Here is a 21,584-nt window from a genome sequence, read left to right as displayed (position 1 = left end):
CTCCCCGGATATCACGGGAACGACAAAGCGAATTCTGCGTTTTTTTAGCTCCGGTAAAGCTACAATTTTATTGCTTACTCCGGTTAATAAATGGCAGTATTAGTAAGGAAATCAGCCCAACAACAATCATCATTCCCGTCATTGAGGTGTGAGCCAACAAAGCAAAGACCATCCCATCCGCCTTATCAATTCCATAGACCATTAGAGCTTGAACCACCATGAAATGCCATGCGCCAATCCCTCCTTGCACCGGAGCAACCATCCCATAACTTCCGAGGACAAAAGTTGTCAAGCCAGCAATCATGGTTAAGTGCGAGGTAAATTCAAAAGAGAAAAAGACCACATAAAGCATCAAGTAATACATCACCCAAATGAAAACGGAGTGTAAAATGAAAGCCCATTTATTTTTCATATCCTTGATGGACTTCAGGCCTTCCGCAAAATTATTTAAGATTCCACGTACTTTCTCAAAAGCGGAAGAATGTAACAGTCGCTTTCTAAAAACCACCACTAAAGCAATCAGAGCTACAATACTCAGAATTACCCAAGGCGACATGGCAATACTATTTAGTTTCTCCCGAACATCAGGATTGTTTTCCATAAACTGAATCACCTGACCAAACTGCCCAACAATAACGATCAGTGTTAGCAACAACAGCATGATCACATCTATAATCCGCTCGACAACAACAGTTCCAATCAACTGCGTAAACGACATCTTTTCGTATCGTGCCAACACGCCACATCTCGAAATTTCGCCCATTCTCGGAAACACCAGGTTCATCAAGTATCCAACCATAACGGCTAAGAACGTGTTCAGCAAACGTGGTTTTTTCCCCAGTGGCTCTATCATTAAACTCCAACGCATGGTACGACTGATATGACTGAGCAAGCCAAAAAACAAGCTCAACCACACCCACCAGTAATTGACATCATTTTTTAAGATAGATTTTAACCGCTCAATATCTTGGTCTTTATAAACCAACCAAAATAGCAGAGCTCCGAGAGTTAAAAAGGCAATAAATTTAAGGGCTTGAATTATTTTCGGTTTCAAATCAAACTTGTTAATTGGTGAAATTACGCTAAATTTAGAAACGTTTTTTAGCGACACTTCATTTATTATTTAAGTACTTTATTAAATTTGCACGCCTTTTTAAAGGCAAGTTTCGCAGACAAAAATATAGATTTGTTTTAAATCGCCTCGATTTTTAACAACATATCTGTCACACCTAATGGAAGAGATCGACAATAATGACCAATGTCAGAGCAAAGAAAAATCTGGGGCAACACTTTCTAAAAGATCAAAATATTGCCCATAAAATCGTTGACAGCCTACAAGCTGACGGTATTCATCATGTCCTTGAAATAGGCCCGGGCATGGGAGTGCTTACCGGTTTTTTACTTCAGAATACAAATTACCAAACAACCGTTGTTGAAATTGATCGAGAATCTGTCGACTACCTGAATAAGCATTTACCCGCTTTAGAGGATCGGATTATCTCAAAAGATTTCTTAAAACTCAATCTGAATGAGTTTTTTCAGGAGCCTTTTGCCATCATTGGAAATTTCCCTTACAACATTTCCTCTCAAATCTTTTTTAAAGTTCTGGAGTATCGCCATCAGGTTCCCGAAGTTGTTGGCATGATTCAGAAAGAAGTGGCCGAGCGCATAGCAACAGGGCCAGGCAGTAAAACCTACGGAATTCTAAGTGTTCTTTTACAAGCATATTACGATATTGACTATTTATTTACTGTTCATGAAAATGTTTTCATTCCCCCACCGAAAGTAAAATCAGCCGTTATTCGGCTGCGAAGGAATGAAACCCAAAAACTTGATTGCGATGAGAAGCTGTTCTTTCAATTGGTTAAAGCAGGTTTTAACCAACGACGAAAGACCTTACGCAACTCACTCAAGGCATTTATTCGTGATGAGACTTTAAAACAGGATCTCATCTTTTCTAAACGTCCGGAGCAATTAAGTGTTAATGATTTTGAACGTATAACTCGACTGATTCAAGACCAGTCTTAAAATCGGAAGCATGCAATTTGAACTGAACAGGGAATTTATTGACGAACTCAAAGAATTTATCGAGCAGCAAAACAGCGAAGTCGTAAAAGCCAAGCTGGAAGATCTCCACCCAATGGATATCGCAGAGATAATGGATGAGTTAAACACTGAAGAAGCCAAGTTTCTTTACCTTTTACTTGAAGGCGAAAAGGCTTCGGATGTTTTGATTGAAATCCCGGAAAACGAGCGTCGTCGGTTCTTAAAAGTTCTTCCTCCTGAACTGATTGCCAAGCAATTCATTGAATACATGGACTCGGATGATGCCGCCGATGTTGTTCGCGACTTGGAGGAGGACATGAAAGAGGCTGTTCTTCAAAAAATTGCAGACAAAGAACAAGCTGGCGATATTGCAGATCTGCTGGAATACGATGAAGAGTCGGCCGGAGGTTTAATGGCTAAAGAATTAATCAAGGTCAATGAAAACTGGACCGTACAAACATCACTCAAAGAAATTTCGAAACAAGCAGAAGACATTGACGAAATTTATTACGTGTATGTTGTTGATGACGATGATTTTCTGAAAGGAATTCTATCACTCAAAAAACTGATTTTAAATCCAACGCATTCGAAAATAAAAAACCTGATTGAGGATGACATTCACTATGTAAAAACCGATGCTTCCCACGAGGACGTTGCCATGGCCATGGAACGATTCGACTTGGTTGCCATTCCGGTAGTTGACCATATTGGACGACTCAAAGGGCGCATTACAATTGATGATGTGGTAGATGTCATCCGAGAAGAAGCCGAACGCGACTACCAAATGGTTTCCGGTATTACCGGCGATGTTGAATCGGGAGACCGGGTCTGGAATTTAACCCGTGCTCGACTTCCCTGGCTGTTAATCGGACTATTAGGAGGAATTCTTGGTGCACGTGTTTTAGGCGCCAACGAAGAAGCACTTTCCAAAATTCAAGGAATCGCTTTCTTCATCCCGCTAATTGCTGCAATGGCAGGAAACGTTGGCGTGCAATCCTCTTCCATTGTTGTGCAAACCATAGCCAGCGGAGCCCGTGACTTTGACTCATTTGGAAAGAAATTACTAAAAGAATTAGCTGTTGGGTTAATCACGGCCCTGGTGTTCTCAACTCTGATTTTCACATACAACTTTGCCTTTAGCAATAGCATGGAATTAACCTGGGCTGTTAGTATTTCCTTGTTTATTGTTATCGTGTTTGCATCGCTATTTGGAACAACCATCCCGCTGATATTAAACAAGCTGAAAATTGACCCGGCACTAGCTACGGGCCCATTTATCACAACAATGAATGATATTCTTGGGCTGATGATGTACATGTTGATTGCCAAATTATTCTTCAACATCATTTAAAAAAAGATGCTTTCCAGAATAGTTATCGGACGCGAAGATCTTGCTAACTTCCCGCTTTTACATTTGGAGGGAATTGAGGTAAAAACAGATACGGGAGCCTATACTTCCAGCTTCCATTGTCACAACATTGAAATTATCAAACAAAACGATCAAGATAGACTAAAATGTCATTTTCTTGATCCACAACATCCCAAGTACCATGACAAAGAGTTCCTCTTCGATACTTTTGAGCTAAAAAAAGTGAAGAGCTCGAACGGACAGCTTGAAGAACGCTACTGCATCACCACTCAGATTCAGCTTTTTGGAGAGCTTTTCCCAATTGAGCTCACGCTTACTGAAAGAGGAACAATGAAATTTCCGGTACTATTAGGACGCAAATTCCTATCGAAACGTTTTGTCGTTGACAGTTCACTCAAGAACCTGTCAAGCAAAGGAAAAAGAAAAACAATAAGTTACTAACTCAAAATATGGCTGACCACCCGGTAAGCGAAAGCCAAAGGTAGTCGCACCTTATTTTTAACAAAAAAAAAGAGACACCATGGATTGCTTGGCAATGTGAAGTCTCAAAAAAATAAAATAAAACCGATGAAGATTGTTGTATTATCAAGGAACCCAAACCTATACTCGACTCAACGATTGATGGAAGCGGGAAAACAACGAGGTCATGAAATGCTCGTTATCGACCATTCAAAATGCGATTTGGTGATTGAAAAAAGAAAGCCAGTAGTTTTATACAAAGGCCATAAACTTGAGCATGTCGATGCCGTAATTCCCCGCATCGGAGCTTCAGTTACCTTTTATGGCACCGCTGTTGTTCGCCAATTCGAAATGATGAAAGTATTTACAGCCATTGAGTCTCAGGCCTTGGTGCGCTCGCGCGACAAACTCCGCAGCCTTCAAATTTTGAGCCGAGCAGGACTGGGCCTTCCCAAAACTGTTTTTACCAACTACTCGCGTAATGTAAAAGACATTATTAAAAGCGTTGGAGGAACTCCCGTGGTCATTAAAGTGCTGGAGGGAACTCAAGGCTTGGGCGTTGTTTTAGCTGAAACAGACAATGCTGCTGAATCTGTAATCGAAGCATTTAATGGACTGAAAGCACGAGTTATTGTTCAGGAATACATCCAGGAATCCAAGGGAGCCGACGTTCGTGCCTTTGTGGTTGACGGAGTGGTTGTTGGTGCCATGAAACGGCAAGCTAAAAAAGGAGAATTTCGTTCGAACTTACACCGGGGAGGTACCGCAGAAATCATTGAGCTAACCGAAGACGAAGAAAATGCAGCGCTGAAAGCCGCTCGAGTTATGGGGCTGGGAGTCGCAGGTGTTGACATGCTTCAATCCGATCACGGACCACTAATACTGGAAGTTAACTCGTCCCCCGGGCTTGAGGGCATTGAAGCCGCAACTGAAAAAGATATTGCCAGAAGCATTATTCGCTATGTCGAGCGGAATGTGTAACTTACTTCCGTATGAAAACACATCGCCCTCTAAGCATTCTGGATACAGAAATAAAGCCGGGAAAACAAACTATTCTCAACCTGGATATTGCCCGGCTACATACCCGAACAAAAGTAGAAGTACCGGTTATCATTGAACGAGGGCTGGAAGACGGTCCTATTTTATTGCTTAATGCGGGCATTCATGGCAACGAAGTCAATGGCGTGGAAATAATCAGAGAGGTTATTTCCCGCAAAATCAACAAACCCAAACGAGGAACCGTCATCTGTATTCCGGTGCTTAATGTTTTTGGTTTTTTGAGTCAAACCCGTGAATTCCCAGATGGAAAGGACTTAAACCGCATGTTCCCTGGCTCTAAACAAGGATCCCTAGCCAGTATTTTCGCTTACCACCTAATGAATAACATTCTCCCCCACATCGACTACTGTATCGACTTTCACACAGGGGGAGCCAATCGCTTTAATAGCTCACAAATACGCATCAGCCGAAGATATCCTGAACTTGTAGAGCTTGCAAAGATTTTCAATCCACGCTTTATCGTGTTTGCTCCTGACCGGGAACGCTCCTTCCGGCAAGCAGCCATGAAAGCCGGGAAAAAGGTTTTGCTTTTTGAAGGAGGGAAATCACTCGACTTTCACAAACGAATTACCATGCGAGGGACACGTGGCGTGATGCAAATTATGCACCATCTGGGAATGCGAAATTTCTCAGAAGAACTCTCCTCCATACCCATGAGTGAATCCATTCTCATTGAGCACTCAACATGGGTACGCGCTCGCCACGGAGGACTTTTTCGCTTTTACATCAAAGATGGAGCACACGTTGAGAAAGGTGAGATTATTGGAAGTATTTCGGACCCTTATGGCAAATTTGAACATAAAGTAAAAGTGCCAACCAGCGGCTATGTTTTGGGGCTCAACCATGCTCCAATTGTTTACCAGGGTGATGCATTGATTCACTTAGGAAACCCGCTAAACAACCATTCAGAGTAGACTGAAAGCAAGACAACATTGAGCACTCTTTCTACACCTACACCGTGTTCATCGCTTCCACCGGATCGAGTCGTGAGGCACTTAAGGCAGGTAAAAAGCCTGACAAAATACCAATGGTCCCACTGATTACAAAACCAAGAACCACATTCCCAACATTCATCGCGATGGTCAAATCCGACACATAGCCAACAATTCCGGTTCCCAGAAAGATAAGCAATAAGCCAACAGCTCCCCCCATTAAAGACAAGATAACCGACTCAAAAATAAATTGCAGTAGAATAAAGTATTTTTTGGCCCCTAATGATTTTTGAATTCCAATAATACGGGTGCGCTCCTTAACCGAAACAAACATGATATTGGCAATCCCAAAACCGCCAACCACAATACTAAAACCACCAATCACCCAGCCGGCCAGGTTAAAAACGGCAAAGAAAGCATCAAAACGAGTGCTTATTGCACTCACCTCGTTAATGGCAAAGTCATTCTCTTCCATTGGTTTCAGGCGATGCAAGCCCCGCAAAATCCCTTCCAATTCGGCAACAAATTCCTCCCGGCCAGCGCCAGCCTTTGCTTTTACATTAATGGTTTGTCCACGCTCTCGATTTTTAAAGTCGACCATATTCGCAGCATACATCACCGGAATATGAACCCGTTTATCCATGCTAGTGCCAAACATATCGGTCCCTTGCTTCTCGTAGGTTCCAATCACCAACAACCGATGCCCCATAATTTTGATTTCCTTCCCCACCGGATCGCTACCTCCAAACAAGCGATCAACCAGCTCACTCCCGACAACAGCCATTGCTGTCCCCGAATGACTTTCCGACTCGGTAAAGTAGCGGCCCCGATCGATATTTAAACTCCAGGTATCAATCAACTCGTGGGTTGTAGCTAAAACCTCGGTATTGTCAGCCCGGTTATTGTCATATTGGACAGTCGCTCCAAACCCAAAAAAGAAAACAGCATTCTCAGTATATTGCGAACGACGAACAATTTCCTCAGTTTCTCCAATCTCCGGAACCGGACGATTCAAATATTTCCACCACGGATATTCTGTTTCTCCTTCAGGAGGAGTCCACGGCCATTTCTGAATATAAACCATGTTGTTTCCCAAAGCATTCAAACTATTTCGGATATAATGCTCCAGAGAATCGATGACTGTGAAAACCGAAATGATTGCGAAAATGCCAATGGTAATCCCCAGCAATGAAAGGAAAGTACGTAACTTATTCGCCCGCAATGACTCGCCGGCAAAAGCAAAACTCTCCAAAATTAATCGCAATAGCAGCATGCTGTAAATTTAGATCAATAAAGATATAAATATTCCAAGCCGACTTATGCTCTAAACAAAAAAAATACGAATTCAATCTCCTGTGTCAGCATGCCGTTTTTAAAACAATCCACAAAAAAACTTAACAAATTTTTTCATTGTGATTCAGATTCAACTTACAAGTTGATTTACAGTCCTATTCTAAATCCCCTAAAAAGCAATGCCGACACTGATCCAATAAAATCAGACCTGCAACTACCTTTTTGTTAACAAAATCCTGAATTCCGCTTCTTTTCAGAAAGAAAAATCAGTCGATTTTATTATCTTTGTGCATCAATTTCAAAAGACTATAAATGAAGGATTTAAAAAAGATTAAATCAGCATTGATCTCGGTTTATCATAAAGATAAACTAGATACCATCGTAAAAAAACTTGATCAATTAGGTGTTCAGATTTACTCAACAGGAGGAACTCAATCATTTATTGAAAGTTTAGGAACTCAAGTGACAGCAGTTGAAAGCTTAACCAGCTATCCTTCAATTTTGGGAGGCCGCGTCAAGACGCTTCATCCTAAAGTTTTCGGAGGAATTTTGAATCGCAGGGACAATGAAGGCGACCAAAAACAGATTGCCGAATATGAAATCCCTGAAATTGACTTGGTTATCGTTGATTTATATCCGTTTGAAGAAACTGTTGCTTCAGGCGCGTCCGAACAAGATATTATTGAAAAAATTGATATCGGTGGCATTGCATTGATTCGTGCCGCTGCCAAAAACTTTAACGATGTCATCATTGTTTCGTCTCGCAACCAATACGATGATTTCATCCAATTACTGAATGAGAAAAACGGTGAAAGTTCGTTGGATGACCGAAAAGCATTTGCGCGCAAAGCATTTGCGACTTCATCACACTACGACTCAGCCATTTTCAACTACTTCAACGAAGGAATTACCGAAACAAACCGGATTAGCCTGAATGATGGGCATGTACTTCGCTATGGCGAAAACCCTCACCAGTCAGCTACCTTCTACAAATTTGACAACGCCGACAGCCAAACAACTTTGGCAAACGCTGAAGTCCTGCAAGGAAAAGCACTTTCGTACAACAACCTGTTGGATGCCGATGCTTCCTGGAAAGCTGCCAGCGATGCTTACCACGCAGTGACTCACCTCGACAACAAAGTAGCTGTTTCGGTCATCAAACACCTTAACCCTTGTGGATTGGCTGTTACCAACGACATTTTGCAGTCACTCGAATTGGCATGGGCCGGTGATCCAATCAGTGCTTATGGTTCAATCATCTGTTTCACTGACACAGTAACCGCGGATGTTGCCAACTGGTTTGGAAAGAAATTCGTCGAAATCATTATTGCTCCGGAATTTACTCCTGAAGCACTCGAAATATTCAGTAAAAAGAAAAATCTTCGCCTGTTAGTTACACCAATTAAAGCCGAAACCACTGGAGAAAAACTTTACCGCTCAATCAGCGGAGGGATGTTGGTACAGGATGAAGACGAAGGCATGGATCAAGAATTTAAAAATGTCACAAAAATTCAATTTGACAACAATAAATTGAACTTGGCCAAGTTTGGTATTACAGCATGTAAGCATTTGAAGAGTAATGCTATTGCTTTAGTTACCGAAAATTCCGACGGTTCGTTCTGGCTTACAGGAGCTGGCATGGGGCAACCCAATCGGTTAGACAGCCTTCGTCAATTAACAATTCCACGCTTTAATTTAAAAGAAGGAATTACCATCGAAGATTCTGTCTTAATTTCCGATGCCTTTTTCCCATTCCGCGACAGCATCGAAGCAGCGAACGAGTACGGAGTAAAATACATTGTTGAACCCGGTGGAAGTATTCGCGATGACGAAGTTATCGAAGCTTGTGATGAGTTTGGTATCGCCATGTTGTTTACCGGAAGACGACACTTTAAACATTAACAAATACTGCTGCGGCGGAAATTAAGATACAGTTAGGAGAAATACACTATGGGATTGTTTTCATTCTTAAGCCAGGAGATTGCAATTGACCTTGGGACTGCCAATACCATTATCATTCAGAATGATAAAATTGTGGTGGATGAACCATCAATTGTAACGATTGACCTGAAAACTGAAAAACTTGTAGCAATTGGTGAGAAAGCGCGCCAAATGCAAGGTAAGACACATGCCAACCTAAAAACCATCAGGCCATTGCGCGATGGAGTAATTGCAGATTTTAACGCTGCAGAACAAATGATCAGGGGCATGATCAAGATGATCAATCCCAAATCCAGACTGTTTTCCCCTGCCTTAAAAATGGTTGTCTGTATCCCTTCTGGCTCTACGGAGGTAGAAATACGGGCCGTACGAGATAGCTCGGAGCATGCCGGAGGTCGGGAAGTATACATGATTTACGAACCTATGGCCGCCGCCATTGGTATTGGACTGGATGTTGAAGCTCCTGAAGGAAGTATGATCGTTGATATCGGTGGTGGAACCACGGAGATTGCCGTAATTTCACTCGGGGGTATTGTTACCAACAAGTCTATTCGTATTGCCGGTGATGACCTTACCGCCGACATCATGGAGTATATGCGCCACCAGCACAACATCAAAATTGGAGAGCGCACAGCAGAAGAAATCAAGATTCATGTTGGTTCTGCTCTTTCTCAACTGGAAGAACCGCCAAATGACTATGTTATTCAGGGACCAAACCAGATGACCGCTTTGCCAATTGAAGTGCCGGTTTCATACCAGGAAATCTCCCACTGTTTGGAAAAATCAATTTCGAAAATTGAAACAGCCATCCTTAGTGCGTTGGAGCAAACACCTCCAGAGCTCTATTCTGATATTGTTTCAAAAGGAATTTACCTGGCTGGAGGTGGAGCATTGCTTCGTGGGTTGGATAAGCGATTGACCGAAAAAATCAACATTCCGTTCCACGTTGCAGAAGACCCACTAAGAGCAGTGGCCCGAGGTACCGGTATCGCACTAAAAAATGTTGATAAATTCTCCTTCCTGATCAGGTAAAACTGAGTAGGAAGGAGCAAAAACCTTCTGTTTAATGAGAAGTTTGCTCCAGTTTCTTGCTCGACATTCTTTTGTTTTCTTGTTTTTGGCGCTGGAAGTCATCTCGTTGATATTGATTGTAAACTACAACAATTTTCAACGAGCTAAATTTCTCAATTCCAGTAACCGGTTCACAGCATCTATTTTGGAAACCTATGCTGACTTTACCAGTTACTTTTACCTTCGACAGCAAAACGAAGAGTTAGCTGCTGTTAATGCTCAGTTGCACACCAAACTGAAAAAGCTTGAGGTTGTTGAGATTTTTAGTCGTCGAGATAGTTCAATTATTCGGGATACGACCTACCAGTTTATTCCGGCCCGAATTATCAACAATTCAGCGAACAAACAGTACAATTACGTCACTTTAAATAAGGGACGACTGGATGGAATTGAGCCAGACATGGGAATTGTTGGGCCGCATGGTCTGGTCGGAATGGTCACCAACGTTACAGATCATTACAGTTCGGGGCCAAGTATACTAAACAAACGTTGGCGTATTTCTGCTAAAATAAAAAAGAACAACTATTTCGGGTCTTTAGGCTGGGATGGTTCGGACTACCAGTATGCTCAGCTTTATGAAATTCCGTTTCATGTTGAGCTAGCAGTTGGAGATACCATTACAACCAGTGGTTATTCATCCATTTTCCCGGAGGGCATTCTTATCGGAATTATTGACGAATTTAACCACGATAGTGGCGCTAACTTTTACCAGGTAAAAGTTAAATTATCAAGCAACTTTAAAACCATTTCACATGTTGAAGTGGTCAAAAATAATTTTCTGGAAGAACAAAAAATGTTGGAAAACCTGAATAGCAATGATTAGAGATTTATTGAAATATACCATCATGCTGGTGGTCCTGGTTTTGCTACAGGTACTACTTCTGAACAACATTCAGTTCAGTGGCTACATTAATCCATACATGTATGTTCTTTTTATTCTTTTGCTGCCATTTGAAACTCCCCGTTACCTTTTGCTGCTGCTCGGGTTCTTTCTCGGACTCCTGGTTGACATTTTCAGCAATACCCCGGGTTTTCATGCTTCGGCAACAACTTTCCTGGCCTTTTTGCGCCCCTACACCATTTCGCTAATTTCACCCCGCGACACCATTGAAGTAAATACCCCACCCCGTTTAAAATTTATGGGAATTGGCTGGTTTTTACGGTACACCCTAATTTTGGTCCTAGCACACCACCTATTCCTCTTTTTTGTTGAAGCCTTTACATTCAATGGCTTTATTCACACCTTGATACGCAGCTTGCTGAGTGCTGCGTTTACCTCAATCTTGATTATCATCAGTCAATTTCTGATTTTTAAGGAGTAAGCACGTGGATAATTATTCGAAACGAAAGTATTTTCTGGCGGCCATTTTTATCGTGGTGGTTCTCATTTTCTCTATTCGCCTTTTCCGACTTCAGGTGCTGGATAGCAACTATAAACAATATGCCACTAAAAATGTACTCCGCAGGGTTGTAAGCTATCCGGCCCGAGGCCTCATTTATGATCGTCATGGTGAATTGCTGGTATATAACAAAGCATCGTATGACTTACTAGTTACCCCTCGCGAGCTATCCGAGTTTGACACCACTGCTTTGTGCCGTATCCTGAAAGTTGAGAAAGCGGATTTCATTACTTCCTTAAACAAGGCAAAAAGATATTCGAGGTATAAACCCTCGGTGATTGTCAAGCAACTTTCACCCGAAAACTATGCAGTCCTTCAAGAGAAACTATTTCGTTACCCTGGCTTTTTTGTTCAAACACGTACGCTTCGGGAATATCCTCAGAAAACAGCGGCTCACGTACTTGGTTACGTCGGTGAAGTCAATCGGTCAACCATCGAGAAAAATCCTTACTATTCGCAAGGTGACTACATCGGTATTACTGGCCTGGAAAAAGCCTACGAAAAAGAATTGCGCGGACAAAAAGGAGTTAGCTTTCAGCTAGTTGATGTGCATAACCGAATCAAAGGTAGCTATCAAAATGGACGTAGGGACACATCCGCTGTGCTGGGGAAAAACCTGACGACAACAATTGACGCTGACTTGCAGGCCTATGCAGAATACCTGATGAATAATAAGAAAGGGAGTATTGTAGCGATTGAACCAGCTACCGGAGAGGTACTCTCCTTTTTAAGTGCTCCCACCTATGATCCCTCGCTTTTGGTTGGCCGTTCAAGAGGAGCAAATTACGCCAAACTCGATCAAGATACCTTGTTACCGATGTTTAACCGGGCAGTTGGCGCTTTCTATCCTCCAGGCTCTACTTTCAAACTCATTAACGCTCTAGTCGGACTCGAAGAGGATGCCATTAATACGCATACGGCTTTTAGCTGTAGCGGACGAGGTTCGCGCCCCATTCGCTGTACCCACGATCACTATTCTCCCATTAGCCTGCGTGATGCCATTCGAGAATCGTGCAACCCATTTTTTTGGCATACGTTTAGCGCAATTTTTAGGAAATACCAAAAAGTCAGTGATGCCTATGAGGTATGGAGAAATCATGTCATGAGTTTCGGTTTAGGAACTAAGTTGGGCAACGAGTTAAGCAACGAAGTTCCGGGCAATATTCCCAAAGCTGACTACTACAGCTATTTTTATGGAGCCAATCACTGGAATGCCTTGACCATACGCTCGATGGCCATTGGGCAGGGCGAATTACAAATTACACCATTCCAGCTGGCCAATGTAGCAGCAACCATTGCCAACAGAGGACACTACATTACGCCCCACTTGGTTCGGTCGGTTTGGAATACCCAAGACCCGGAACAGAAACTAGAATTTGAGCGCCATGAAACCACCATTTCGCCTGAACACTTCGATCCGGTCATTGAAGGCATGCAAGCCGTTGTGGAAGAAAGTGGTATACGATATACATCCAGACTGGACAGCATTATTATTTGTGGAAAAACCGGAACCGTTGAAAATAATCATGGTTCTGATCACTCCGTTTTTATTGCTTTCGCCCCTAAAGACAACCCCAAAATTGCCGTTTCGGTCTATGTGGAGCATGGGGTTTGGGGATCACGCTATGGTGCCCCAATAGCCAGTTTAATCATTGAAAAATACCTGAACGACAGCATTGCTCCCCGCCGGATTCCTATTGAAACTCGCATGCATGAAGCAAACTTGTTAAATCCAATTCAAAAGAAATAAACGCGTGGCAAGAAGAAACAACATATGGGCAAACCTGGATTGGCTAACAGTCATTCTCTACCTCATTCTCGTTTTCCTGGGCTGGATTAACATTTATGCCGCCGTCTTTAACGAAGAGCATGCCAGCATCCTGGACATGAGCCAGCGTTATGGGAAGCAAATAATTTGGATTGGAGCCGCGATTGTCATTGCCATCATGCTCTTGATTATAGACAGTAAGTTTTATGTTTTCTTTGCCTACGTCTTTTACGGAATCACCATCCTGCTGCTTATTGCCGTTCTCCTCTTCGGAACAAAAGTAAAAGGAGCCACCTCTTGGTTTCAGATAGGAGGTTTTGCGATACAGCCGGCTGAGTTTGTGAAATTCACAACGGCCTTAGCTTTAGCTAAATACATGAGCACCCATAGTTTCAAAATGGAAAAAATCTCGTCGCTATTGATTATCGGTGCGATTCTGGCACTTCCGGTAGCCTTAATTTTCCTGCAGAACGACACCGGTTCTGCACTGGTAATCAGCGTATTCATCTTAGTCTTATTTCGGGAGGGGCTATCCGGTGTTGTCCTCTTTCTAGCTTTCGTTGCTGCCCTGATTTTCATACTGACGATGGTGCTGTCCCCCTTCCACGCCATCATCATTTTAAGTATAGGCGCACTGCTTTTCCATTATTTCATTCGACAGCAAGTGCCCGAGACACTCAAAGCCTTGGGGATTTATGCCAGCTTATCGGCAGCATTCCTATTTGGAGGTTCTATTTTTAAACTTGAAATCGCTCCTACCCAACTTTTACTTTATTCAACCATCATCTCCGTTATTATCTTCGGCGTATACTCACTTCGGCACCGCTTGTATAACATGCTAACGATCCTTGGAATCTACCTGGGACTGGTATTTTTCACCTTTTCGGTGGACTATGTCTTTAACAATATTCTGGAGCCCCACCATCAGGCACGTATCAACGAAGTGCTGGGCATTGAGTCTGACCCACTGGGCATTGGCTATAATGTCAACCAAAGTAAAATTGCCATTGGGTCAGGTGGTTTCTCCGGTAAAGGATTTCTAAACGGAACCCAAACCAAGTTTGACTTTGTCCCAGAACAAAGCACGGACTTCATTTTCTGTACCGTTGGAGAAGAGTGGGGGTTTATTGGCACAACCACCGTCTTGATGCTTTTCCTAACCCTCTTGCTTCGCTTGATTTACCTGGCCGAACGACAACGGTCAACCTTCAGTCGGGTTTATGGCTATAGTGTTGCTTGTATTCTGTTTTTTCATTTGGCTATTAACATCGGCATGACTATCGGCTTGGCTCCGGTCATTGGAATTCCCCTTCCCTTCTTTAGTTACGGAGGATCTTCATTATGGTCATTTACCATTCTTCTATTTATCTTTCTGAGACTTGACGCAAGTAGAAGTGAGAAATTAAGCCACTAAAAAGCGGCATAAACCGTCGAAATTCCTTTCTATTCACCGCCTTTTTTACTAAATTCGCAAGGCTGTTAAAAAAGGGACTTAAAAGTATGTAATATATCATGTTTTTAGGTGGTTGCAACGGCATCCCCAGTTTTCACATGATATAGGTTATTACTCCGGTGGTATTAACTTAATAAAACTAAATGTAACATGAAGTATCGTTCTTACACACTCAGTAATTTCAGACAAATTCCTCAGATTGAAGAAAAATTAAGTGAAGAAGAAAAATTTGTCATCGAAGTTATTGGAACTGTTTTACCTTTCAAAGTGAGTAACTACATCGTTGAAGAATTAATCGATTGGGACAACTTTGAAGAGGATCCGTTTTTTATCCTCAATTTCCCTCAAAAAGGGATGCTCGCTGAAGAGCACTACCAAAAGATCGCACCTCTTTTAAAAAACAACACTGACAAAGCAACAATCAAAAAAGCAGTTGACGAAATTAGGCTTCAACTCAATCCAAATCCAGCAGGACAAGAATCGAATGTTCCTGAGCTGAATGGAGTTCGATTGAATGGTATTCAGCACAAATACCGTGAGACCATGCTGTTTTTCCCAAGCCAGGGACAGACCTGCCATGCTTACTGTACGTTCTGTTTCCGCTGGCCTCAGTTTGCACTCAATAGCTTCAAGTTTGCGATGAAAGAGGCTGACTTAATGATTCAATACCTGAAAGCGCATCCTGAAATTACCGATGTTCTGTTTACAGGTGGCGATCCAGCAGTCATGAAAACCAAGTTTTTTGAACATTATTTCAACGCCATTTTGGACGCTGATCTGGATCACATTCGTACCATTCGTATTGGCACCAAAGCGTTGAGCTACTGGCCTTATCGATTCACAACTGATGATGATGCCGAAGAGCTGATGAAGCTTTTCAGAAAGGTGACGCAACGAGGAATCTCCATTTCAGTGATGGCTCATTTTAACCATCCGCGTGCGATGGAGACCGAAGCCGTAAAACAAGCGATCAAAAATCTGCAAAGTGCTGGGGTTCAAATCCGGTCGCAGTCTCCATTGCTGAAAAATATTAATGATGATCCAGAACTATGGTCAAAAATGTGGCGCGAGCAAGTAAACTTGGGAATCATTCCTTACTACATGTTCATGGCCCGCAATACTGGAGCTCAGGACTACTTTGCTGTGACGCTTGAAGAAGCTTGGAAAACCTACCAAAAAGCAATTCAAAAGGTAAGTGGCGTTTGCCGCACGGTTCGTGGACCGTCCATGTCATGTGCTCCTGGCAAAGTTCAGGTATTAGGTATTCAAAAAATCCATGGGGAGAAAGTCTTTGTACTGAACTTCCTGCAAGGGAGAAATCCGGACTGGGTTGGAAGACCCTTCTTTGCCAAGTACAATCCACGGGCAATTTGGATTGACGACTTGGAGCCAGCATTTGAAGAAGATGAATTCTTCTTTGAAAATGCCAACCTCAAATTACACGTGGTATAAAATAACAGCTACCATAGATATCTAAAAGCTTCTGAATAACTCAGAAGCTTTTTTTGCTTTAAATCGCTTGCTTCTGATGGGCATAAATAGCAAACGACGAAAACTTAACTTCGGTTTTCCGTTCCAATGGTTTCATGCCGAAACACAACCGAGTTAGCTGATAAGGTCTCACCAAAAACCAATAAATTAAGCTCGTCCCGATGAAAGCCAGCAAGGTAATAGTCAATGCTTTCCAGCCCAAAGCTAAATCCCATTGGACTACCTCATAAGCCACCATCACAATTACTGGTTGATGTAATAAATAGAACGGATAAATTGCTTCATTCGCTATTCGTCGAAATCGATTATCGCAATTTAGGTATTGCCGGGCAAACCCGAGTGCTGTTAATGCCCAACTCCAGGCAACAACGGCTTCACATACCAGCAGAACAGCCTTGGATAACAGGACAGATTCAATACTATCCGGAATAAGAAACAAGCAGCCACTTGCTACGATGGCCTCAGTAAGATAACCATACTTAAGCTCACGCAGGCGATCATTCAGTCTACGATTCTTGATCAATAGGAAACCCGATAAAAAGAAAAGCCCATAATAAGCCAAGGCAGCCCAATCATCGAGAAGAGCATGGGTATTTTCGGGGAAATATGGACGTAAAAGCAACTGAGAAGCAACGATGGGCACTAAAAAGATATTAGCTCCCATCCGCCTCATTGCGAGATGTTCCAAAGTGATGTAAAAAGCGTTAGCACGATTGCTTCTCAAAAATTTCAGAAAAGGTGAAATAAGCACGGCAATGAAAAATAAATAAGCGATGAACCACAAGTGATGCCAACTAAAATTTCCTTCAGGATAAACGCCGTCAAACATATGTAAGTAAAACTCAGCTAAAGATTGATATTCAGCAGATTTTTCTAAATAAACCTGTATGGGAACCAGTCCAAATATTCCGACAACCAACGGGATAAAAAGTCGCTTAAACCGTTCTTTCAAAAATTGCCACGATGTTCGTCGGCCCAAGGCGAAGTAAGTACCCGCACCCGAAATCAATATCAGAAGAGGCATCCGCCAACATCCCAATAAAGTCATCACATACCAAAGTGCACTTTGAGATCCATATGTGACATCATTCTTAATGTGCCAATCCCAACTGTTAAAGATCATGCCAATGTGGTAAAGAAATACGCTCCCAATTAAAAGAATGCGTAGCCAATCGATGTCGTATTGACGGGTTTGTTTTTGATTCGTTTGATTTCTCATGACAAGCTCTTTTTTCCTCAAAGCTAGACAGCACACTCAAAATCAAACGACTTTGCCGATCGTAGCGATGTATGTCCCGATAGGCAACAACTTAAAAGTATGCGCCGCCCCTAGGAGATACGAATGGCTTTACGGTATTGAGATGGGGTTTGCTTGGTCAGCCGTTTGAACGCATTATTAAACGCCGACTTGGAATTATAGCCAACATGTTCTGCCAATTCCTCAATCGTCAACTGTTGACTGTCTGCTTGAAACATGATTCGTTTCGCTTCCTCAATTCGATATGAAGCTAACAGCTCAAAAAAGCTTTTGCCATGCTTTTCATTAATCACCTGTGAAACATGATGCGTTGTTTCATGAATGTTCTTGGCCAAGCCAGACAGGGAAGCCAGGTTCTGCATAAAATACTTTTCATTCTCCATGGCTACAGAAATTTTGGACAAGATCCGTCTTTTGTCTTGTTCATCCAATGAAGATTTGCGGTATTTCGCCGAAGGAAATTCCAGAAAAGACTGCGGTTGTTTGAAATAGTCAGACACTTGAAGTGCCTGGTAGCTCGAGATAAAAATCATCAATGAAATATACGAAGCAATCAAGTACCCACCAATATCACTCTCCATCCCAAAATATAACTTCGTACTCAGGTAAATCGCAATAATTACCAAATAATGTAGCAGTCCGTCTCTCAACCGTCGAAGCAAGTCGTTGCTTGGTCGCCACCAAGATTGGTGCTGCTCTTGGAATTGTTGGAGCAATAAGTTTACGACTGCAACCAAGTACAAGGAAAAATGAATCAATGTAAGCTGATTGACGTAATTTCGTATTCCGAGCGGATCGTCAGTAATCGTCATGGCCACCTCCAAAAATGGCCAGTCAGGATGCTTAGTTGATAAATAGGAATTATACTTGACTTCAGCTGGCTGAATGAAAGTAAATACCATATACAGCAACCAAAAAACAGCAGGAATAAAATGAGCCCAAGTCCTTTTTCCCTTTTGCTTAGGGTGAAGTACATAAAAGAAATAGAGAAAAACCAACGGGCCAAAAGTAAAATTTAGAGGTTCCGAAAAATCGGATATAGCCAATAAATGAACAATATACCCTGTATTATTGAGCAACTCCTCAAAAATAACTAAGGACAGGAAAAGCAGTAAAAGTCCTTGAAATAGATTCGCGTGATTGGTTTGACTACGATGGCGGATAAAAAACAAGGACAAAAACAATCCCTGAAAAACACCCAGAAAAATAATCAGGTCAAAAAATCCTATGTTAATAGCTGTTCTCAAGGGACTAATTCATTAAAAATGCAATCTTTCTTCTGTATTTCAGAACTAAAGTAATGAAAACCGCCCAGGTTGCAAATAGCATAAGTTCAATAAAAGCCAGTTAATCCAAGGACCGGGAAGGACAACAATTCCCTGCTCTATTTCAAAGCTGGTTTTTGGATATACACCTCAAAGTTGGCCTCAACAAAATCGACTAACTCAGCAAAAAACGCTTCAAACTCTTGTCGAATCGACTCATAATCGCGCTGCAAAACCTCCAAGGCAAAGTCGGCTTCCTCAGGCAGGCTCGTACGCGTTCCCATAATTGCCAACGACTCATGAATGCCCTCTAAGCTGGCATAGGATTCCAAGCGTTTGTGCTGAATGATAAAAGGAAGGAATAACTTCACCCGTTTAGGAAGCAAGGCAAAATTCGTCAGCAGCACGGCATGCACCTTCTTGGCAAACGGCCGCAGCGGAGAAGCCGAATAATCAGTCCACCGGGCAGCCAGAAAGTGATCAAAAATAACATCCGTCACAATGCCAGCGTAGCGCCCATAGTTTTCCCGAAAACGATTTCCACAATCTTTTACCAGCGCATGCCTGTCGGTAAACCAATCAATTTGCCGATGCAACAAAATTCCCGACTGCACCTGTAACGGATAGCGTTGAAATTGCTTTCCCTTCACGTAATCGCCAATGAAGTTACCAACCAACACATGTTCGTCTTCCCCTGAAAGGTATAAGTGCGCCAAATAATTCATCTTACGAAGGTATTCTTTTTTCAGCAAAGCCTGCTCTACATCAACTTTTTGCACGGGATCATTCTGCCAATTTCTTGTTACATTTGAAGATAAGCATTTAACATGTTGCCTAACCAAACTAAAACAAATCCAATCATGCGTACTACCAGAAGAGGATTTATCCAAAAAACAGCAGCAGCAACAATTGCCACAGCTGCCTTTCCAGCCTACCTCAAAGCGTCAACAGTTCCGCCCAGCGATCAGGTAAATGTTGCCCTGATCGGTTGTCGAAACATGGGCTTTGGCATTTTAAAGCACCACCTCAACCTGCGAGGCGTAAACTGTGTTGCTCTTTGCGATGTTGACCAGCGAGTGCTGAACGAGAAAGCTGCTGAAATCAAACGTAACTACAAACAATCACCCAAGCTTTATGGCGATTTCCGCAAGCTGCTTGAAAACAAGGATGTGGATGCCGTCATTGTTGGGACGCCCGACCACTGGCATTGCCTGCCGACCATTTATGCTCTGCAAGCCGGGAAGGATGTGTATGTTGAAAAGCCCCTTGCCAACAGCATTACCGAATGCAATCTCATTGTACAAGCAGCCAAACGCTACAACAAACAACTGGTGCAAGTGGGACAGCAACAGCGCAGTGGCGGCCACTGGAACAAAATACACCAGTTAATTGCCGATGGGAAGTTGGGTAAACTTCGGAAAGTGAATGTCTGGGGTAATTTCAACTATGGAATTGGGCAACCCATCCAAGCCGACACTCCGGTTCCGGAAGGGGTGGACTTTGATTTCTGGCTGGGGCCGGCTCCCAAGCGAAGCTTCAACCCCACGCGCTTTCACGGAAGCTGGCGCATGTTCTGGGATTATGGCGGAGGACTTGTCACCGACTGGGGAGTACACCTGCTGGACATGGCATTCTGGCCATCGAAAACAGTCGCGCCCCCAAAAACCATTATGGCATCCGGAGGAAACCTTTCATTTGCCGACCATGCTCATGAGACGTTTGATACCATGTCTGTAATTTTTCAGCTGGATGATTATGCTGTCACCTGGGAACACACGGCCGGAACAGAAAATGGCCCCTGGGATCAAAGCTACGGGCTGGCCTTCGTTGGTGATTTGGGAACGATATTGGCTGACCGATCGGGCTTTAAGGTACTTCCGGAATGGGACAACCAACGTAAGCTCGATAAAACTCCACCACTGGAACTGGATTCCCACGGTGAAAATCATGCCCAACATGTTGAAAATTTTGTGCAATGCATCCGCGACCGAAAATCCCCCGTGTGTAGCCCCGAAATTGGCCGTGCAGCAGCTATTGCCGCCCATAGTGCCAACATCGCCATTCGCTCGGGAGCCGGCATGCTTCATTGGGATGAGCAAACCAACCGGTTTACAAACAGCGAACTAGCCAACAACTACCTCACGCCAAACTACCGAACCCCGTGGAAACTCCCTGAAATTTAACCGATTCGCTCAAAATTTAAAAAGCTGGTCAACGAGTAAACAATTTACTTACTGACCAGCTTTTGACACTATTTCTGACAACATTCAACCCAATTAACCCAACACATATTGAGCCAATACCCGCTGAACATCATACACATTCACCGACTTGTTGAAACGCTTGGCAATACTCGGACGCATTTCGCCTGAAATCCAGATTTTAAGCTCAGCTTCCAAATCAAAAGTTCCGGCTGTTTCAACACTAAAGCGAGAAATGCTCTTGTAACTCACCGAAAGGTATTCTGTTTTCCGGCCAGTCACTCCCTGTTTGTCAATCAGAATTAAGCGTTTGTTGGTAAAAATAAAGGTGTCTCGAATCAGCTTAAAGCCAATCTCAATCTGCTCACCTTCAACCAATAGTTGTGCATACTCTTGCTTCAGTTTTTCCTGATCAACAACTCCGGCATTCCCCAGTAAGGATGAAAAAATTCCCATAATTTAATGTGTTTAATTTTTTAAACGTTATTATTAACAGAAAAATCAAACACCAGCCAGCAAGACTTGTTCATGACTTGAATTAAAATAAAAAAGCCACTCCCGAAGAAGTGGCTTTGAAC

At 42.7% G+C, this 21,584-nt stretch carries 19 protein-coding genes; 13 read left to right on the top strand and 6 right to left on the bottom strand.

What is annotated here, in order from left to right:
- Positions 1 to 67 precede the first annotated feature (67 nt).
- Positions 68 to 1,054 (bottom strand): lysylphosphatidylglycerol synthase transmembrane domain-containing protein, encoded by a 987-nt coding sequence (locus tag BM156_RS05050; RefSeq protein ID WP_093919400.1) that lies wholly within the window; start codon positions 1,052 to 1,054, stop codon positions 68 to 70.
- A 197-nt stretch (positions 1,055 to 1,251) separates the two neighbouring features.
- Here BM156_RS05050 and rsmA point away from each other — a divergent pair, with 197 nt between their 5' ends.
- From rsmA to BM156_RS05025, 5 genes are all read left to right on the top strand, one after another.
- Positions 1,252 to 2,028, top strand: coding sequence for a 16S rRNA (adenine(1518)-N(6)/adenine(1519)-N(6))-dimethyltransferase RsmA (gene rsmA / locus BM156_RS05045; protein ID WP_093918760.1), 777 nt, complete (start codon positions 1,252 to 1,254; stop codon positions 2,026 to 2,028).
- 10 nt (positions 2,029 to 2,038) lie between these two features.
- Positions 2,039 to 3,397, top strand: a complete 1,359-nt coding sequence (mgtE, locus tag BM156_RS05040; RefSeq protein WP_093918759.1) for a magnesium transporter — start codon at positions 2,039 to 2,041, stop codon at positions 3,395 to 3,397.
- Positions 3,398 to 3,403: 6 nt separating this feature from the next.
- The gene (locus BM156_RS05035; RefSeq protein ID WP_093918758.1) at positions 3,404 to 3,856 is read left to right on the top strand and encodes an ATP-dependent zinc protease family protein; all 453 of its coding nucleotides are present in this window, start codon (positions 3,404 to 3,406) and stop codon (positions 3,854 to 3,856) included.
- Positions 3,857 to 3,982: 126 nt separating this feature from the next.
- Positions 3,983 to 4,855, top strand: a complete 873-nt coding sequence (gene rimK, locus BM156_RS05030; RefSeq protein ID WP_093918757.1) for a 30S ribosomal protein S6--L-glutamate ligase — start codon at positions 3,983 to 3,985, stop codon at positions 4,853 to 4,855.
- A gap of 11 nt (positions 4,856 to 4,866) precedes the next feature.
- On the top strand, positions 4,867 to 5,847 hold the full coding sequence (locus BM156_RS05025; RefSeq protein WP_093918756.1) for a succinylglutamate desuccinylase/aspartoacylase family protein: 981 nt from the start codon (positions 4,867 to 4,869) through the stop codon (positions 5,845 to 5,847).
- A 37-nt stretch (positions 5,848 to 5,884) separates the two neighbouring features.
- Here BM156_RS05025 and BM156_RS05020 read toward each other — a convergent pair whose 3' ends face one another.
- Positions 5,885 to 7,138, bottom strand: coding sequence for an ABC transporter permease (locus tag BM156_RS05020; protein ID WP_093918755.1), 1,254 nt, complete (start codon positions 7,136 to 7,138; stop codon positions 5,885 to 5,887).
- A 332-nt stretch (positions 7,139 to 7,470) separates the two neighbouring features.
- Between BM156_RS05020 and purH the strand changes: the two genes are divergently transcribed.
- From purH to BM156_RS04985, 7 genes are all read left to right on the top strand, one after another.
- Positions 7,471 to 9,060, top strand: a complete 1,590-nt coding sequence (gene purH / locus BM156_RS05015; RefSeq protein WP_093918754.1) for a bifunctional phosphoribosylaminoimidazolecarboxamide formyltransferase/IMP cyclohydrolase — start codon at positions 7,471 to 7,473, stop codon at positions 9,058 to 9,060.
- Positions 9,061 to 9,108: 48 nt separating this feature from the next.
- Complete coding sequence (locus BM156_RS05010) at positions 9,109 to 10,131, top strand: rod shape-determining protein (protein WP_093918753.1); 1,023 nt, start codon at positions 9,109 to 9,111, stop codon at positions 10,129 to 10,131.
- 34 nt (positions 10,132 to 10,165) lie between these two features.
- Positions 10,166 to 10,993, top strand: a complete 828-nt coding sequence (gene mreC / locus BM156_RS05005; RefSeq protein ID WP_093918752.1) for a rod shape-determining protein MreC — start codon at positions 10,166 to 10,168, stop codon at positions 10,991 to 10,993.
- The gene (mreD, locus tag BM156_RS05000) at positions 10,986 to 11,492 is read left to right on the top strand and encodes a rod shape-determining protein MreD (protein WP_093918751.1); all 507 of its coding nucleotides are present in this window, start codon (positions 10,986 to 10,988) and stop codon (positions 11,490 to 11,492) included. Before mreC ends, mreD begins: the two co-directional genes overlap by 8 nt.
- 4 nt (positions 11,493 to 11,496) lie before the next feature.
- Entirely contained in the window at positions 11,497 to 13,320 is a 1,824-nt protein-coding gene (mrdA, locus tag BM156_RS04995; RefSeq protein WP_093918750.1) for a penicillin-binding protein 2, read from the top strand.
- Positions 13,321 to 13,324: 4 nt separating this feature from the next.
- Complete coding sequence (gene rodA, locus BM156_RS04990) at positions 13,325 to 14,752, top strand: rod shape-determining protein RodA (protein WP_093918749.1); 1,428 nt, start codon at positions 13,325 to 13,327, stop codon at positions 14,750 to 14,752.
- Between the two features lie 189 nt (positions 14,753 to 14,941).
- Positions 14,942 to 16,243: a KamA family radical SAM protein gene (locus tag BM156_RS04985; RefSeq protein ID WP_093918748.1), complete on the top strand. Its 1,302-nt coding sequence runs from the start codon at positions 14,942 to 14,944 to the stop codon at positions 16,241 to 16,243.
- A 58-nt stretch (positions 16,244 to 16,301) separates the two neighbouring features.
- On the opposite strand, the gene BM156_RS04980 is transcribed toward BM156_RS04985, so the two are convergent.
- The 3 genes from BM156_RS04980 to BM156_RS04970 all read right to left on the bottom strand — a co-directional run bounded on the left by BM156_RS04980 (position 16,302) and on the right by BM156_RS04970 (position 19,584).
- Positions 16,302 to 17,501 (bottom strand): acyltransferase family protein, encoded by a 1,200-nt coding sequence (locus tag BM156_RS04980; RefSeq protein WP_093918747.1) that lies wholly within the window; start codon positions 17,499 to 17,501, stop codon positions 16,302 to 16,304.
- 110 nt (positions 17,502 to 17,611) lie between these two features.
- Positions 17,612 to 18,787 (bottom strand): helix-turn-helix domain-containing protein, encoded by a 1,176-nt coding sequence (locus tag BM156_RS04975; RefSeq protein WP_093918746.1) that lies wholly within the window; start codon positions 18,785 to 18,787, stop codon positions 17,612 to 17,614.
- Between the two features lie 137 nt (positions 18,788 to 18,924).
- The gene (locus BM156_RS04970) at positions 18,925 to 19,584 is read right to left on the bottom strand and encodes an acyl carrier protein phosphodiesterase (protein ID WP_093918745.1); all 660 of its coding nucleotides are present in this window, start codon (positions 19,582 to 19,584) and stop codon (positions 18,925 to 18,927) included.
- Positions 19,585 to 19,665: 81 nt separating this feature from the next.
- On the opposite strand from BM156_RS04970, the gene BM156_RS04965 reads away from it, so the two are divergent.
- A complete protein-coding gene (locus tag BM156_RS04965; RefSeq protein ID WP_093918744.1) occupies positions 19,666 to 20,988 on the top strand; it encodes a Gfo/Idh/MocA family protein in 1,323 nt (440 codons plus the stop codon).
- A gap of 93 nt (positions 20,989 to 21,081) precedes the next feature.
- Here the strand turns inward: BM156_RS04965 and BM156_RS04960 are convergent, their stop codons facing one another.
- The gene (locus BM156_RS04960) at positions 21,082 to 21,462 is read right to left on the bottom strand and encodes a PH domain-containing protein (protein ID WP_093918743.1); all 381 of its coding nucleotides are present in this window, start codon (positions 21,460 to 21,462) and stop codon (positions 21,082 to 21,084) included.
- Between the last annotated feature and the right edge of the window lie 122 nt (positions 21,463 to 21,584).

Origin of the sequence: Sunxiuqinia elliptica, assembly GCF_900113005.1 — a bacterium.
Taxonomy (GTDB): domain Bacteria; phylum Bacteroidota; class Bacteroidia; order Bacteroidales; family Prolixibacteraceae; genus Sunxiuqinia; species Sunxiuqinia elliptica.
Note: the sequence above shows the minus strand (reverse complement) of the source record. Positions and strands in the feature narration are given on the sequence as shown.

Bases quoted from the DNA above. Each gene is read 5' to 3' on its own strand.
- rimK (WP_093918757.1), top strand. From the start codon at position 3,983: ATGAAGATTGTTGTATTATCAAGGAACCCAAACCTATACTCGACTCAA.
- BM156_RS05025 (WP_093918756.1), top strand. From the start codon at position 4,867: ATGAAAACACATCGCCCTCTAAGCATTCTGGATACAGAAATAAAGCCG.
- BM156_RS05020 (WP_093918755.1), bottom strand. From the start codon at position 7,138: ATGCTGCTATTGCGATTAATTTTGGAGAGTTTTGCTTTTGCCGGCGAG.
- BM156_RS04980 (WP_093918747.1), bottom strand. From the start codon at position 17,501: ATGAGAAATCAAACGAATCAAAAACAAACCCGTCAATACGACATCGAT.
- mreD (WP_093918751.1), top strand. From the start codon at position 10,986: ATGATTAGAGATTTATTGAAATATACCATCATGCTGGTGGTCCTGGTT.
- BM156_RS04965 (WP_093918744.1), top strand. From the start codon at position 19,666: ATGCGTACTACCAGAAGAGGATTTATCCAAAAAACAGCAGCAGCAACA.
- rsmA (WP_093918760.1), top strand. From the start codon at position 1,252: ATGACCAATGTCAGAGCAAAGAAAAATCTGGGGCAACACTTTCTAAAA.
- purH (WP_093918754.1), top strand. From the start codon at position 7,471: ATGAAGGATTTAAAAAAGATTAAATCAGCATTGATCTCGGTTTATCAT.
- BM156_RS04985 (WP_093918748.1), top strand. From the start codon at position 14,942: ATGAAGTATCGTTCTTACACACTCAGTAATTTCAGACAAATTCCTCAG.
- mreC (WP_093918752.1), top strand. From the start codon at position 10,166: ATGAGAAGTTTGCTCCAGTTTCTTGCTCGACATTCTTTTGTTTTCTTG.
- BM156_RS04960 (WP_093918743.1), bottom strand. From the start codon at position 21,462: ATGGGAATTTTTTCATCCTTACTGGGGAATGCCGGAGTTGTTGATCAG.
- BM156_RS05035 (WP_093918758.1), top strand. From the start codon at position 3,404: ATGCTTTCCAGAATAGTTATCGGACGCGAAGATCTTGCTAACTTCCCG.
- mgtE (WP_093918759.1), top strand. From the start codon at position 2,039: ATGCAATTTGAACTGAACAGGGAATTTATTGACGAACTCAAAGAATTT.
- BM156_RS05010 (WP_093918753.1), top strand. From the start codon at position 9,109: ATGGGATTGTTTTCATTCTTAAGCCAGGAGATTGCAATTGACCTTGGG.